The organism is Pseudomonas sp. MT92, assembly GCF_058792515.1.
Genome location: NZ_JBXAFA010000014.1, coordinates 207,651 through 223,079, shown reverse-complemented (window position 1 = coordinate 223,079; position 15,429 = coordinate 207,651). Strand labels below are relative to the sequence as shown.

The following is a 15,429-nucleotide window of genomic DNA, read 5'->3' as shown; positions in this document are numbered from 1 at the left end:
ATTGGTCTAAAAATTCAATTTAGACAACTCCTTGCGGTCACTTACCCACATCCTATGTATTTTTAGGGTATAGGTGCGTGAGAGGGGCGAGGACAGCAGTTAAAGACCTTTATTCGCTTGGTTCCTGACTTCCTTAATCGCTCCAACGAGAGGAGCGAAAAAGATCGCCGGCGCAGCTTTCGCGGCAACAACGAACTCAGCTTTGAAACCTTTGATGAAACCCACAAGGTGTTTGCGAATCATGGTCAGCTCCTCGCGTTACATGAATTCAGCATATACCTTGATCGGTCTCTGTTCAAAGCGAATTAGGCCGCTTTTGGGGTCCCACCATCGGAGTCACGAGCCTGCAGCTTTCGCCACTGACAGATGACACCCGAAATCGCCCCACGAACGGGAGCAAAATAGATGGCGGGGGCCTGCTGAGCTGCCTTAATAAACTCAGATAAGCAGTGCTCAACCAGGGTCCTTTTATTACCGCTATTAATGGCCATTTTGTCTCATCTCCTTGACCGCAGCCCAGGACGTAAAGCCCAGGAACGACAGAAAGGTAAGCGCATCGACCACCAGGATCGCGTGCTCGAGGAACGTAAGAACGCTGAGCGTGAACTCAGCGACGTGATACTCACGAAGCTTGTGGACTAGCCATCCGAGAAATACGGAAGGCGTGGCAATTATTATAAAAATGCCGGAACCCACAACCGTGTGAGCTAGGAAATGCACCAACGGTGCATACCAAGGTTTTTGATGCGGAGAGCTTTTTTGGTTCTCCATGAGGGACACTCCTTTAATGTGCGGGAGGCCCTACCCCGCAGGGATAGAAGCTCCCCGCGGTTGCTGGATTGCTGAAATTAAGGGATCAGCTGCACCTTTACTGCATCGTCCTAAATGGACTCAGCGCGAACACGAATTCCATTACGGTCATCGTGAACAAACACTTCTTCGGACACCCTGCAGGCGGTGAGCCAACGGAAGTGATTTCTATGTCATCTGGACAGTTCTCAGTTGAGCGTCCAGAAGCCTGGCATTGTGTTCGAGCCAGTTGCGAATTGCTTCGCACTGGTCGAGATCAAAGCCAGAGTTTTCGCCCATTCGAACAAGGTTAAGAATGATCTCTGAGGTGTAGTTCTCTTCAACAATTCCGGCGAACACGAACCTTGCTTTGGGGATGGACTCAGGAGCCTTGCCGGAAAGCGATTCGAGCTCATCACCGTGATTGGTAAACAAGTCTTCGAGCATCGCAACCTTGCCGTGTAGAACAGGGCAACTCTGTGAGAGCTCAGGTCCAAATTTGGTGTGAAAGTGTCGCACCAGCCCGTCTATCAACTCGACAATGTCGGGCAACCCAGCCTGAAAGTCCCGGATAAAGACACGAGCCTCTACAAAGGCTCCATACTCGCAGCGGCTGATGACGACTCTCTCGCCGATCTCGATGTTGTTGTCACTCCCCTCTGCATACATTGCTTGCGCAGCTTTTGCGAAAGGGTTTGTGCTTGAATCAACACCAAAATGGTTTTGGCAATCAGCGAACGTCAAACCTGCGTTAACAGCGACCTTGAGTAGGTCCAATCGCTCGTTTCCGATCAGGGTGGTTTGATTTTTCATGTCCTGCTCCAAAAGGAACCGGGCATGTCCCCAGCGCGGGGTCATGTACCCGGCGGGGTTAGATTTTGTAATGATTGCTGAAGGCCTAAGCCATTCAACTCAGGCATGGAATCAACCACCCAGGGCTTAACCCTGAGTGGTGATCTGGCCCTCACCGCAAAGTGAGAGGCCGCGGCCACCAGCTGATGCTGGATGGTCGCTACATGGAACAGGAAGGCTACCGATCTTGCTTCGTTACATCGCCGGTAATTTTATCCGTAGTGGTACTTAGCAAATCCCATAACGCTACTGCGGGTGCCCAAAAGCCTTGAAGGGTTTCTTGTACACCGCGCTTGAAGCCACGAATGAAGGCATTCATAGCCATCTCCAATAGTTTTTCCTGTTTGCATAAGGGCATGCCCCAGGCCGCCCCGTTAGTAACGGTTCAGGCCAGAAGAGCCTTGCTGGCGTGGTAGGTCGAATAGATCGTCCACCAGCCCAAGAACACGCAGTCGCTGTACAAGATCACATGTTCCAAGAGTTTCAGAACAGGGACCAGGTCCTTACCGACTTCGAAGCCCCCCACCCAACTGGTAAGCGTCGAGATCAAAAGGCTCGCGAGCACGAGCAGGGAAAAGAAAATGACTCCCATGACCAAGTGGCCAAGGAACTCACCAATGATGCCAAGATTTTTTTTCATAGGTTTAACTCCGGGTTGAGGCGGAGCTAACCCCCGACAGGGAGCTAAACCCCGCCGGTTTGGTTTTAATGCTGCAGTAGTGCAGCTGCTTTCAAATCGAACCAACATTGGTTCGAGTGAAACCGCTTGAGCAATGCTCTTGCCAAAGCGGTCTCTACACCGCCCCAGGACTTCCCAGGGCGGTGCGAGACGAATCAGGCAGCCAGCCGGTAGGTACCAGGCGAAACACGCTCAAAAAAGCGCGCGTCCTGGACTACCTGACGAACTTTTGCCTCCCAGTGCTGATTTGACCGTGAACCTGCGTACGGCGCGATCAGCTGGTTTATCTCTTTGAGATGGAGGACCTTGCCACCTTGAAGGATGCGACGTATCGCGGCCCGCCAAGTGGTGCCAACCCATGACGCAGCACGCTTGTCGACCTGCGCAAGAAAGAACAGAGAGTCCTTGTTCTTCTTGAAAATCAACAGCTTCTCGTGGGCAATTTTGACGATATTGCCTCGATACTCCCGACGATCAGAAACGCAGTTGTGCTGGATCTTGATAATTTCATCAACAAGCCGACCCGGTGCCACCCGTTCGACGAGCGATGACAAATTAAAGTACTGACCTTGCCGACGGAGATTGCCCATGAGGATTCCGTAGTGACCGTTTTTTTCGACGGCGTCATGAATGTTCATGATGGAAAGCTCGAGCGCCTCCGTGAACTCGGCCAGTGCCATTCGGCTCATGTCCCATTTGTTTGGCTCCCCCCAGACCTCCCCGCTGTAGACCAGCATTGAAGCATAGGGTGCATGCCACCAACAGGTGTGGGCCTCTTCTCCAAGGTAGGCCCGCATGTCGTCCAGCAACAGGTTTGTGCCTTGGTGCAGGTCGGTACCCTTGAACCGGATACCGAGCTCGTTTGCGACGTCGACAGAGGTTCCGCCACCGATACTGGGGTCAAACGCAAGACCATCCTTTCGGGTGTGATACGTCCCAAAGAAATCCCGTACGATCGCGCCTGTGCAGTTACCGCGGTAGCGGCTATCCCCCCAATGACCACGGTCCGGATAGCTAACAACTGAGGAATTAAATTTCATGGTACGTCTCCGATGAGGTGGCGCACCACAACCCTACCGGGATGTGATACGCCCGAGGGGTAGAATTCAGATCTGACCGTTGTCGCACAGGCTGTAGCACTGCTTGCCAACGATAATGTGGTCTATGAGCGTCACCTCCACAAGCATCAAAGCCTGCTTCAGAGATGCCGTCATGGAGAGGTCCTCAGGCGATGGGCTGCAATCACCACTGGGGTGGTTATGCGCCAGAATCACCTTTGGCGCATTGTGCTGCAGTGCGCGCTTGGCAACCACGCCAGGATGGACACTTACATGCTGATGGCCGCCGGCGAATAGCTCCTCAAACGCGATAAGCCGATGCTGGGCATCTAGGTAGGCCACGCCAAACACCTCCCGGTCTTTCTCGCCCAGCTTGAATTTGAAGAAGTGCCGAGCACGATCCGGACTATCAAAGCGAGCACCCTTTGCAAATCGCTTGTTGATGATTTCGTTCGCGGCCTCGATGATTTCATCGGCCGTGACGGTCTCACCGAGCAATTGAAAAACGTTTGAGTTATCGGATGTTTCGATAAACATGGTGGTGCCTCCAGAGATTGAGGAGGCTCTCACCCCAGCAGGGGCATGAAGCCCCTTTAGGGATTGTGATTGCTGGTAAACCACCAGCTGGGCATCTCACCACCTGACATCAGGGGGCGAAGAATCAATTGCTTTCGCAAACTTAGCTTGGGAAAGCAGTCGAGAAACGGGAGGGAGTCAAAAAGAGGTGCTGAAGGGTCAGCTGCATGACGGAGCATCCGGTGGAGATGCACGGTGAATATACGACAAATTTTTCCAACCTGGTAGCGCGAGAACTTCGACCGCCCCAGTTTTGGGACGATCGAAGAGTCGCTGTCTTAGGCCGCCAAATAGCGGTCTGGGCTGAAAACTTTGGCGTGCCGTTCGTAGTACTGAAGCAGGTCGTTAAACCTTTCCGTCCTCTCCCTGACACTGACAAAGTGCGCAGTCGCCGTGGGTGCCTCATTGCGCAGAAGCTCAAGTGAATTTCCATCATCGAGCTCCCACAGAAAAATCGTGCATTCAGAGGTCTTCGCAGTCCCCTTTCGCACGATTTTACGACTACCCATCATCCGCGCTGCCTGGCAAATTACATTCATCACATGGCACCTCCGATCGAGGCGAACACGTGCCCCTGACGGGGAACCTGCCCGCCAGGGTTGATAAATAATTACAGCGATATCCGTTCAAGCGAGACTTACGATCTCGCATCAGCGTTAACCACCCACACTGAAACGGCCAAGCATTGCCTTAGTGCCGTACGCCGTCCCCAAGAGGCATGTCGCCCCCTGAGGAAAGTTTTGGACACCTTGCCTACACCAACATCGCAAGCTCGGTCTGCTGACCACTGATGTACTTCGGTGGAAGGTGGGTTGTGGCATCGATTCCCATATGACATACCGGGCCGATTCCACAGATTCCGCCCCCACAGATCTGCATGCAGTAGCTGTCGATCCCCTCCTCCTGGAGAGCTGTGTAAACAGGATTGATGACCTGATTGGTCAATGCCATACCCAGCGCCCAACCAACCGCCTGAAACACGGGATAAACGACCGACTGTCCGAGAACTTCATGGGCAGTCGTTTCTGACAACCCTTCCACCATAGATGGCGGAATCCCTTTCAAACGTGCGTGCTCGGTAGCGGTGAACAACCTGCTGAGCTCTGACTTGGACGGGTCAGGATGCTGCAGAAATGGCTCTGTACTCCGTCCTTTGAAATAGCCACGCCCGACAGTCCCAACCGAGGTGCTGTCGGCTGTGACTAACTGACGCTTGAAACCCTTGCCAGCCGCAATATCTCGCTCCTCTTTTGCCGCGAGATACTCGTAGCTTTTCCACCGGGGTGAGTCATCAGGTATTTCCTCGAGGATATCGCCGACTTTTACTGGCTTAACGTCAGTGGGCGTCGGAAAGGTAAAGCCCTCCCCCAAGCCTTTTGTTATCGCAACAACCACCATCCGCTTCCGGTCTTCTAGCACTCCGAAATCAGCCCCCCTGAACACCGTTTCATGCAACACATATCCCAACGAAGTCAGGACACTGCGAATGACGGTCATTGATACCGAGTCCAAGTATTCAGGCACGTTTTCGATGATGCAGATCGCAGGGTTAGAGGCCTTTACGAAGTCCAGAAAGTCGATGAACAAGGTACCTGCCGAGGAATGCTCCTCCGCGTTCTGTATCTTGTTCTTCGAGCGGCCTGAGCGGCTGGCCCCGGTGCAGGGGATCCCGGCGACCACGCAATCTAATTGCGGCACGTCGCCCGACAAGGTGAGGTCACGAATGTCAGTATTGATCGCGATAGATTCTTCGGTCCAAAGCTCTGGATTGTTACGTAGCGACGCATCCAGGTAATTTGAATCGACCTCAACGCCGACTTGTATGAAAGACGCAACACCCGCGACCAACAGGCCTGAGTGCAGCGCTTTATCAATGATGCCGCTCCCGTGATAAAGCGAGCCCTTCGCCAGCGCCACCTTCTCAGTGAGCTTGCGTTTAATACGCTCTACACGCTCCTTGATCTTGAGGTCGATCTGCAGAGCAGTTACGACAATGCGACCACTTCGAATGGCAACACGAACCTTCTCGCAGCCTTCAAAGAACTTCTTTAGCAAATCGGTGCGCACCTCCAACAGAGGCGTGACGACACCGTTGCGTTCACGTTTAGAAACAGTGAAGGAACCCGCTTCCATTGTCTCGCCGGAGACCGGTACCAACTCGAGGCGCTTGGATGCTTCATTGCTTCGAAGCAGGTACTTAGCACCAACCTTTACGCCGGCATGAACGAGTTTCTGGCCTTCAAGCCAGAGTCGCGCTACACCGCCCTTTGCCTCGCCAATCGTTGTGTTGATTACTGTAGTCATGGTGGAACTCCAAGTGATTGGAAGCACCACCCCCACTGGGGATGAATGCCCCCAGGTGGGTTTTAAGTTTGAGTGCTGGTGACCACCAGCTGGGTATCTTGGCTACTCACATGAGAGGCCAAAGAATGCTTGTGACTGAGTCTTGAACAGTGTCACTCAAAAGCATTCTGAGGATGGCCGACCCATATGGGCCAGCACCTCACAATCAAACGATTGCCTTAATGTCCTCCAAGAAATCCTTGGGGTTCATCTCGACGTTAAGTCTCATGACCAGGTCGTCGACGTCGTCGTCACAGTACGACTCAAGCTCATCGTTGTTTGTACACAATGAATGCATTTCATCCGACCGTTTGAAGGGGTCACACATACCCATCTGCTGCCAGTACCGCAGAGCTGCAATGATGGTGTGCAAGTCTTCATTTTGTTGAATGAACAAAAGACCGTCGCTGGCAGACGGCGCCATGGCCGGTTCAGAAACAACAGTCTCCTGCTTAAGTATTTTCAATCGCCCGTTGGTATCTCTCACGATTTCAAGCGTGTGCTTTTCATCGTCGCCGACCCATTCGGTGTGTGAGTTGTATTGGGATCCGTTCTGGGTATCGATGACATAGTCACCGACGTTTACCGTTCCGAACCGCAAGGTCTCGATGTCACGCAAGTCTGTGGGGGTGAGATCGGCCGGAACCAAAACCACCTCTGAGTGACTTCCAATGAACATACAATCAAGGTTGACGAGAAGCTTGGATTTATTAGTCATGTCGTACTCCAGGATGAGGTACGGGGCACGCCCCATCGGGACATGGCCCCGAGTGGGTTAGATCAATTTGGCAAGCTGCGAAAAGCTGTTCAGGCGCTGCACCACTGGGGTGACATTCCGAACCTTCTTTTTGACGTCGCCGTGTTCATAGACAAGATCACCGAGGTATTCGTCTCTGTAGCAATGAACGCTATCTGGGTGGATCACATCCAGGACGGAGATCACCGTTGACGGCGGCAGCCCGAAAAGTTGAACTCCAACCGGGTTTCCGTCGTTCATGAGCACCAAAACCTGAGGTCGCAGATGTTCAATCGGCGAGTAGTTGGTGACCACGGCGGCGATGTGTTCATCGCTGACCGTGCTTAGGACACAAGTAGCAGTCCCGAGGTAGGACTGCAGAGTGGACTCAAGGTCACTCAATGTCGCAAGTTGTCCATTTTTGTTGGCCAGCCAATAGAGCTCATCAGCCGTCACAAGGAACATACGGTGTTGACCAATGGCAACATCGTCATCGACCACCTCACCTAATTGCGTGACGTGGATGCTGTCCAGGTTCACAAACTCGCGTTGGCCTGCCTCGAACTTATCTAATGCCAGCCTGAAACCTTCGAACAGGTTTTTGGTGTTTGGCGCAACGGCAGTCAGCCAACGCTCATTGGAGTGAACCTTATTCGTTACGAAAACGTTATAGAGTTCATTTTCAACGGCTTGAACGTATGCAAAAACTTTCATCATGGAGCTCCGGTTAAATGCGAAGCCATGACCCCAATGCGGGGTCATGAAGCCCCGCTATGGGTTGAGTTGTGCTGGCGTGACCAGCTTGTTTTCTCGAAGACCTCAAGGCCTTCGAAGAATGGAAAGATTCTTTTCTAAAGGCCTGGGCCTTCGTAAAAAAACCAGTTATTAGGCGACAGTCACCATTTCCCGGGTTACGCCTTGAAGTCGAGGATTCCAGCAGCGCTCTACCGGCAGGCCGGCAAGCTTCACCAAATCATCGAACGCCTGCAGGGCGCACCACCCAGTTGCAGCGTCGTACCTCCCGCCCACAAAGACAGGACAGAGGCTCGGAACATCAGTGCCGTAAACCTCAGGGCTGCCGATGATCTTGGCTACGTCTCGCTCCCACTCATCAAACAACCATCGGTTAAAGGTAGCCACGAGCTCATCGGTCAGCATTTCTGATGGGTAGGTGCTAACCATCCCAACTTTTCCGTTGACCTGTTTTACCCACTCCTCACGAGAAAGCGTGCAAGGCTGTTCGTACGAATCAGTTGCTACTCGGCATGAGAGCCGTAATGTCTGGCCAACAATTCCGTTCTCGATCAACTTGGCTTCATAGGAATGCGTCCCACGATAGCTGCTGACAAAGATGAAAATGTATTTCTGGATGGTTTTACAATTCATGGTCATCTCCAGATTGAGCGGGACCATGCTCCCGCAGGGAACACACCCCCGCAGGTTGAGTTTTTGAATGGTCAGCTGCTGATGTTCAACCGCGACGAGGTGTTCTCGACCACGAACGCAAAAGTCAGCTGGCTGAAAATCATCGAGTTCGCACCATGGGTAACGAGCTTTTGACTCCTAGCGAACGAGTACCGCCGGAGTTGAGAGAAATGCTGGGATACCAGCTTCATTTTTACCTAGTTGCACAAGCAACTGGGTAACTGAACTGGATTTTGCCTGGGCAAAGCGCAGCATGCAACCGGGGCGTTTTAGCGCCCCGACTCCATGATTTCACAGGTTGTTCCAACGCTCCCTATCACAAGGAGGACCGGACCTCACGCGGCCATAAATTGACCGGCAAGTAGTACCTTGGATGTATCGATCGACATCAGTTGGCCACAGTATTCACCGCTGCCAAAACGCACTGCGACGCCGAACTCCTTAATCAACCTTTCGTAGTGCTCGACCTGGACAGGAACAATTTCCCCATCCATGCATCGCTGCACGACGTCAGCCTGGCACGTGGACGGCAACTCAATTCGCTGGTCGTCACGTTCGTACTCAAGATCACGAAGGACCAGCGTCTCTTGATCCGGGGCACAGGCAATGATCTGCTTGCATGCGGAAGAAAGATCGGCGCTGCCTACACTCCTGCCATACCACTCGGTCAAATGTTGCTTCGAGTGATAGACAACCGTGCGCCCTTGATCCCCGTAGTGGGCAATCTGACGGCAACCGGTTCCAGCCTGGCCGTTGAAAAGCCAATGAGCGTTTCGGCCCGTCTGGTCCAGGATCCCCAGAATTCTGAAGCCGTCGGTTACCTGGATGAAAGGCACAATGACTTTCTTGCCCATTCGGCCGCGGCCAACAACAGAAAAACTCCAGTAATCCGCCCCTACATGTGAAACCAATCGTAGCTTCAACCGAGACCCTGCATTGAAGAGCAGGCGTTGAACAACGATCAGAGCTTGGTTGGCATTCATGGTGTATCTCCAGGTTGGAGCCGGACCATGCCCCACCGCGGGGACAATGGCCCGGCGGAGGGTTTTAGTGAAGAACCGTTGGGTCGACTGCGATGTGCTCGGGAATCCCGGCCAGAGCCCGAATTTCCTCGAAATCATGCATCCGAACCCAGCCTTCTGACTTGTCGTAGGATGCACCGACGTACACAGGGAAATGCTTGGGTGTGTAGTCAGCGTACTTCTCGGGTTGCCTCAGCATGATTTGCACCTGCTGTTGCCATTCCTCGAAGCGCAATCGATTGAACGTGGCCACGAACTCAGCCGTGAGTTTTGAAGGATCACTGTGGGTCACATAGCCGGATTGACCGTTTTCCCACCGCTCAAACTCGACCTCACTCATGTTGCAGAAAACCGGATAGCGCTCTCTGGCAACCCGGACTGATACGCGAAACTCACTGCCCAAGAATGAGCAGTCGTATTCATGCTTACCTTGATAAGACAGGCGCCAGGAGACACGTGCCCGGGAAGGCTGCGTACCGTGATTGCAAATTAAAGTCATGGGTCATCTCCGAGAGTACAGACCCATCCCCAAACGGGGACGGTGCCCGCACGGGTTATGAAAGGCCGAAGCCTATGCTGCGAATGCAGCTGGTTTTCCGCTCCAGCACATGCTGGATTGGGAAATCACATTCGACAGGTAGTCCTGTTGGATGTGATCTGGAAAAGCCCATCCTTGGCATGACCAAGGATGGTTGATGCGGAAAGGTTGGCGCTAGGGTTTCGTAGCTCGGTGAAGAGAAATTGCCTCCAGCGCAACTGGATCTTCTGGAAGCAGAGCCACCCAAACCAGTCGGTTATATCGGTTGTACTCTGCACGATCGACGAGCAGTACATTGTCCGAATGAGGGCTCTCGAAGACTGAAAGCTGCCCCACAAACTTGATCGGGTGAGTCGAGTTGGTTCCAGATTTCATAGGCACTCCTATGCCTTGAGGTGCACCACATGCGTGATGCACTTGAAGGTTGTGAGATTGAATTAGGCTTGAGATCAGGCTGCAGACAGCGACACTGCGGCTGTTTTCACCCAACCCTGACCCGGCTCGTAACGAGCAGCGACCACATCCGGATATGGTTGTATGAAAGGATCATCCTCGCTGATAGTGCCGTAGCGCTCTGGCTGGCTACGTAGGCGCTCAACGCGCTCATCGTGCAGTTCCTTGCGCCATTGATTGAACGCAGTCACCAATGGCTCAGGAGGAGCTGAGCGATCCATCATGGTGACGGTGTTGATACGATCAACAACATCCCGCTCAAACTCAACATCGGACATCCCGCTGAAGAGCTCTCGCCGGCCCTTGAATGAATCGTCGCCAATTTCAATCTGGAAATACTGACCGTCGACCCAGACGTCGTGCACCCATACGCCGTTGAATCTAAGACGCTGGGCAAACTTAATCTGAGAGCTATCGGTGATTTTCAATTTCATTTTCTGACTCCTGGAATTAGCAGGGCCAGCCCCAAGCGGGACTGCACCCCGCAAGGGTTTGTTAAAACGTCTATGGAGCTGCGTGTAACGCTGCGAACATGACCCTAGCGGTCAGCACACACCGTGCGGACCATGCGATCCACGACTTCACTCTGCTCCGCTGGGTGCAGCGATCGGAATCGCAGATCCCAATGCTCGGCGGCGTATATCACTACATCGCTGATGTCCCCGATCAGAACCGCGTTCCCCGGCAAACTAACCGTCAGACTGACCTCTGGTAGTTTGTCGGGTCCCAGCTCCTGTGTTTCCACGACCAGGTTCATTGGAACCATGCCCAGTTCACGTATCAAACGCTCAGCGCCATCACGGGTAGCTTCCGGCGGAATGCCGAACTTGCCACCACCCGGGTAGGCAACATACATGTGGTGTACAGGTGCACCGCGGAGCATGCTTCGATCCACCAAGGCACGCTTACCGCTCGCGGCAGTAGCCCCGCCATAGACAGGCCCTGTCGCGATATCAATCGACTCAAGGTCGATCCTCACGTTGGCAGTGCTGCCGGATAGGGGCCAATCACCCTCATCTGGAATCACGTCGTAGACGACCAAGGCCGATTCAAGCTCATCCATTACAGAGCCCATGTTCTTGCCTGCACGGTGCAAAAGCACTGCCTGCGCGGCATGGTCAACAACATCTGAAACGCCTGCAGCAGCCAGATTCACCACACGACTTGCATAGGGCTCACCATGGCGATCGAAGATCGAAAGGGAAACTTCAATCGACGGCTGATTGAGCTCGCAGATTTGATCACGAAATGAATTCACCACCTTTGAAAGCGCTGCCACCTTCACAGCGTCAACAACCGTCAGCTCATCACAGCAACCTGTGTTGTCAGCTGAAGTGACGAGACCGTCAGCAACAGTGACGAATTCATTGAGGACGTCGGGCAAATTTTTCAGTTCATTGGGAATCAGAACTCCCAAGGCAGCAGCCTTTGTAAAAACCGACTGCAGCATTTTAAAGTTGGGCATGGATATCTCCGATTGGAAGTGAAGCCATACCCCGGAGTGGGGTATGAAACCCCACAGGGTGTTGAGTGCTGATTATTCAGCTTCAGTGCGCCAGATCATTCCGGCACAAAGAATCTTCAAACGAGAGGGCACAATCCCTTTGGTTTGAAGACTCAGCCAGGGCCGCCATTACGGCGACCCTGATCGAGCTTAGTTACTATTTCGCTTGTGCAGGCCCACGAGCAATAACGCGTGCTACCCAGGTGTTACGTTGCACGATCCGTGTTTCGATCTTGTACGTTTCATCGGGTTGTTTGACACGCGCCTCAACCTCGACGGGTTGCTTACCGATGCATTTCAGCTGGACATGATCGCCCCTCCGAATGCTCTGTAGGTTCACCACACGCTCCAGGTCAATGCCCCAGACGTACTCATTTCGGCCAAGACGAACCAAGTACGACATGGACTCGTTCTTGTCGAACTTGTAGTGGTAGTGACCATATTGGGAAACGACCCCCTCCTTAGCGCCTGACCAATCAACCTGGTTGTCGTCGGCCAGTACATCCGCCGGCAAAACGTGGTCAGTAATAGCGCCCATAGGCGTATCACTGTAGTCACCAGGCGGAACCTCCTCAAAAGGTGGTTCCAAATGACCAGGCTCTAACAGGTGCTCAGGAATGCCCCCAGAGTGTTCGCCGTAGCCCGCGTAATCATCGATGGAGGCCAACGGCGCATCATCAACCACGTGATGGCTTGCATGCGTCACATACGCTCCAGGCGAGTGCACCAGAACGCGTGGCGCCGGCGGCATCTCGTAGTTGCAAAGTTGCTCAACCAGCGATGCTGGAAAAGATCGTATGGACTCCTCTCCTACCGCCTTGAACTGTTTCAGCCGTTCGAGAAACTCGCCCCGGCGCCCCTGCTCAAATTGCTGCAAGGTTGCCGCCAATTGTTGGTACTCATCTCGTGAACGGAGATGCCCCGACGCCCGGTAAGGGAACAGTTCCACCGATGGAAACTCGAGTTTAGGTTGTGTGTTATAGCGCATGGTGCCTCCAATATTTCAGGGGAAGCACCACCCGTTGGGGAGGTACCGCCCCAGCGGTTTAGTAGTCGTTGATCAACAGGTACCACAGGCCAAATGGCCTGAGTATTTGCTTCCAAATGCCCTCCCCCATTCCTGGAGGAGGTGTTCGTTATGCTGCGATTTGCAGTTGATTAATCACCCCTTCCCGGCGGCAAAGATCAACCAGACTTTCACGGAACTTGTCGCAGTCGACACCAGCAGCGCTGATGCAGACCTTGAACGAGAATGGTGAAATCACATCGCTCATGATCCATGCCCAACGATCTTTCCGAGTGCCGAGTGCTGCGCGCTTGTCCAGAAAGATACTGCACGCCTCAAACAACAGTTTTTCCCTGAGCACATCGATATCGTCATCCGTCCATTCAACCGGTCCCAACTCCTCCTCAGGCAGCGCCAGAAGGTCAAAGATTGAGAACTGCTGAACGTCTACCGCACTGGCCCCTTGCTGGCGACGTGCGCGACGAACTTTCTTCACGAGGCTGTCGGGGAGTTCGGACTGAGACTGCTCTCCGAACAACATGGCTAATTGCATTGGTATACCTCCGGTTAGGAGGAGGTACGCCACCCCAAAGGGGGTGAAATACCCCCTTTGGGTTGAATCCGCTTACGCGGCTTGTGTCAGAACCTGTTGAACCAGGCCATTTAACGCAGCGCGCAATTCGCCGAGATCACTCAGAAATTGCCACTTGTCTTTACCAAAGACGTCCTGGAGCTTCACTGTGTTGGCAGTCCCAAAAGCGACCGCGAACACATCGATTCCTGAATCCCTGCAACGACCAACCATGGCTTTAGCCTGGTCAGCGTTGTCGGGGTCGCCATCGGTAATAACGAACATTACTTTCCGCTCGCCTTTGGCCCTCAGTAGATCTCCAGCAGCTGGCCATATCGCATTTGCCAAAGGTGTACTGCCGGTTGCTTTCAGGCCAAACCGTCCTTCTTGAATTGCACCAACAAGACGCTGATCGTGCCGTTTCAAGATGCCAACCGCTGTTCCATGCCCACCATTGCGTGGAAAAACCATCGCACCGGTCGTCACGCCAGCAATCCCCTCCAATGCAGTTAGGATTGCAACGGTGGCTTCCTCGGCAATCTGAAGCGGAGCTTTTGTTTTGCCCTTGTCATGAGAATCCATCGACGCAGATCCATCGAGCAGAATTTCGATTGCCGCATTCGTGCGCTGCACGGGTTCTTGTTGCCGGAATATCCGGTTTTCCCCAACCCGAACCCGCGCTAAGCGCGAGGAATCGATTTTGCTGCCCGTGCGACGCAGACTTACGCGTGCGTCGCGAGAACCCTGAATCAGTCCATTGAGAACCTGGCGCAGCCCCATGGAGGCAAGCTGGCCATTTTGAACGACGATTCCCCCTTGAATGCTAGAGCCCACTGCATCCTTCACTACCGAGGCAGGTGTAGGACTTGAATGGTCAACAGCTTGGCCTATCAGTTTTGCAGCCTCCCCGCCGATATCGGACTTAGCATCATCGAGGTCTGCATCCGTTGCAGAAAGAATCTTCTGCTTCAGTTTCCCAGCTGCACCTTGACCGGCAGAAGCGCCGGCTGTTTGTGCATCATCAGGTCCAGAAGGATCGCTGCCAGGATCGCCAGCACCTCCGGATGAACCATCAGCTTTTGCATTTGGATCATCGGTACCGCCTGATTCATCAGTGGCAGATCCATCGTCCGTCCCATCACCAGGTTGGCTCTGGGGTTGTCCGCTTTGATCCGGTGGGTTCGACCCCTGACCAGAATTCGGCGACGGTTGGTTCTGCTGCTGACTCTGGTCGTCTTCCGGCTCGTCCTCATCAAGAACATCCAAGATGCGGTGGGTCAGTTGATAAACAGCTTCAGTGTCCGGAAGGTCAGTGACCTGGTTGAGCAATCCAAAAATCTTGGTACTACGGCCAGGACCGAAAACCTCCCTCATCTTGAAGATAAGGTTATCCGCTTCACGCTGGAGCGGTTGGTTGAGCAATTTTGCGCGCCCAACGAGCAAGCAACCGTCGTGAAGCAGTACCGCCTCAGTCATGCCTGACAGATCACTTTCGCCCCCAAGCACCTCTTGAGCCGTCACAGCTAAGGGGTGAATGGTGGAGTAATGGTCAGTCATCATGCGTTTCTCGATTCGAATATCCTCGAGAAGGTTTAAAAATTTCCCAATGAACGGTGGTTCGAGTCCTGCTTTGTCGTACACCGTCGAATCCGTGTATTTGATGTGTGCCGACTCATGCGCCGTGTAGCCCAGGGCCACATTCAGCATGGTAGACGACGCCTCAATCATTGGGAGGTAGATGACGTTGTTCCTGGTACAAGCTTGGCTTCCGCCCCAGACAACGGTCACTCCCAGATCATCGCAGTAGTAACGAGCGATAATCGGGAGTGCTGTTTGAAGAGAATTATTCATGGTGTTGCCTCCAGGTAGTGGAGACA

18 protein-coding genes are annotated in these 15,429 nt (G+C 53.3%); all 18 read right to left on the bottom strand.

The features are described 5' to 3' along the window. Positions 1-99 precede the first annotated feature (99 nt). Complete coding sequence (locus AC1Q6D_RS25160) at positions 100-243, bottom strand: hypothetical protein (RefSeq protein ID WP_155943744.1); 144 nt, start codon at positions 241-243, stop codon at positions 100-102. A 237-nt stretch (positions 244-480) separates the two neighbouring features. Continuing rightward, entirely contained in the window at positions 481-771 is a 291-nt protein-coding gene (locus tag AC1Q6D_RS25155; RefSeq protein WP_050682300.1) for a hypothetical protein, read from the bottom strand. A gap of 207 nt (positions 772-978) precedes the next feature. Further along, positions 979-1,602, bottom strand: a complete 624-nt coding sequence (locus tag AC1Q6D_RS25150; protein WP_103403668.1) for a hypothetical protein — start codon at positions 1,600-1,602, stop codon at positions 979-981. A gap of 217 nt (positions 1,603-1,819) precedes the next feature. Further along, entirely contained in the window at positions 1,820-1,960 is a 141-nt protein-coding gene (locus tag AC1Q6D_RS25145; RefSeq protein ID WP_492618486.1) for a hypothetical protein, read from the bottom strand. Between the two features lie 66 nt (positions 1,961-2,026). Beyond that, positions 2,027-2,281, bottom strand: coding sequence for a hypothetical protein (locus tag AC1Q6D_RS25140; protein ID WP_103403669.1), 255 nt, complete (start codon positions 2,279-2,281; stop codon positions 2,027-2,029). Positions 2,282-2,475: 194 nt separating this feature from the next. Continuing rightward, the gene (locus AC1Q6D_RS25135; protein ID WP_103403670.1) at positions 2,476-3,360 is read right to left on the bottom strand and encodes a DNA adenine modification methylase; all 885 of its coding nucleotides are present in this window, start codon (positions 3,358-3,360) and stop codon (positions 2,476-2,478) included. Between the two features lie 66 nt (positions 3,361-3,426). Further along, positions 3,427-3,915, bottom strand: a complete 489-nt coding sequence (locus AC1Q6D_RS25130) for a JAB domain-containing protein (RefSeq protein WP_103403671.1) — start codon at positions 3,913-3,915, stop codon at positions 3,427-3,429. A gap of 792 nt (positions 3,916-4,707) precedes the next feature. Further along, a complete protein-coding gene (locus AC1Q6D_RS25125; protein WP_103403673.1) occupies positions 4,708-6,258 on the bottom strand; it encodes a DNA cytosine methyltransferase in 1,551 nt (516 codons plus the stop codon). Positions 6,259-6,463: 205 nt separating this feature from the next. Continuing rightward, the gene (locus AC1Q6D_RS25120; protein ID WP_146041459.1) at positions 6,464-7,015 is read right to left on the bottom strand and encodes a hypothetical protein; all 552 of its coding nucleotides are present in this window, start codon (positions 7,013-7,015) and stop codon (positions 6,464-6,466) included. 57 nt (positions 7,016-7,072) lie between these two features. Beyond that, complete coding sequence (locus AC1Q6D_RS25115; protein WP_146041460.1) at positions 7,073-7,750, bottom strand: hypothetical protein; 678 nt, start codon at positions 7,748-7,750, stop codon at positions 7,073-7,075. Positions 7,751-7,918: 168 nt separating this feature from the next. After that, positions 7,919-8,419 carry a hypothetical protein gene (locus AC1Q6D_RS25110; RefSeq protein WP_103403676.1) on the bottom strand — a complete coding sequence of 167 codons (501 nt, stop codon included), beginning with the start codon at positions 8,417-8,419 and terminating at the stop codon, positions 7,919-7,921. Between the two features lie 374 nt (positions 8,420-8,793). Further along, positions 8,794-9,441 carry a hypothetical protein gene (locus AC1Q6D_RS25105; RefSeq protein ID WP_103403677.1) on the bottom strand — a complete coding sequence of 216 codons (648 nt, stop codon included), beginning with the start codon at positions 9,439-9,441 and terminating at the stop codon, positions 8,794-8,796. 64 nt (positions 9,442-9,505) lie between these two features. Continuing rightward, complete coding sequence (locus tag AC1Q6D_RS25100; protein WP_146041461.1) at positions 9,506-9,979, bottom strand: hypothetical protein; 474 nt, start codon at positions 9,977-9,979, stop codon at positions 9,506-9,508. Positions 9,980-10,467: 488 nt separating this feature from the next. Next, positions 10,468-10,905: a hypothetical protein gene (locus AC1Q6D_RS25095; protein WP_050682312.1), complete on the bottom strand. Its 438-nt coding sequence runs from the start codon at positions 10,903-10,905 to the stop codon at positions 10,468-10,470. Positions 10,906-11,009: 104 nt separating this feature from the next. After that, complete coding sequence (locus AC1Q6D_RS25090; protein WP_103403679.1) at positions 11,010-11,936, bottom strand: hypothetical protein; 927 nt, start codon at positions 11,934-11,936, stop codon at positions 11,010-11,012. A gap of 196 nt (positions 11,937-12,132) precedes the next feature. Next, positions 12,133-12,963 carry a hypothetical protein gene (locus AC1Q6D_RS25085; protein ID WP_103403680.1) on the bottom strand — a complete coding sequence of 277 codons (831 nt, stop codon included), beginning with the start codon at positions 12,961-12,963 and terminating at the stop codon, positions 12,133-12,135. Between the two features lie 148 nt (positions 12,964-13,111). Next, positions 13,112-13,534 carry a hypothetical protein gene (locus AC1Q6D_RS25080; protein WP_103403681.1) on the bottom strand — a complete coding sequence of 141 codons (423 nt, stop codon included), beginning with the start codon at positions 13,532-13,534 and terminating at the stop codon, positions 13,112-13,114. A 72-nt stretch (positions 13,535-13,606) separates the two neighbouring features. Beyond that, entirely contained in the window at positions 13,607-15,403 is a 1,797-nt protein-coding gene (locus AC1Q6D_RS25075; protein ID WP_103403682.1) for a VWA domain-containing protein, read from the bottom strand. Positions 15,404-15,429: the final 26 nt, after the last annotated feature.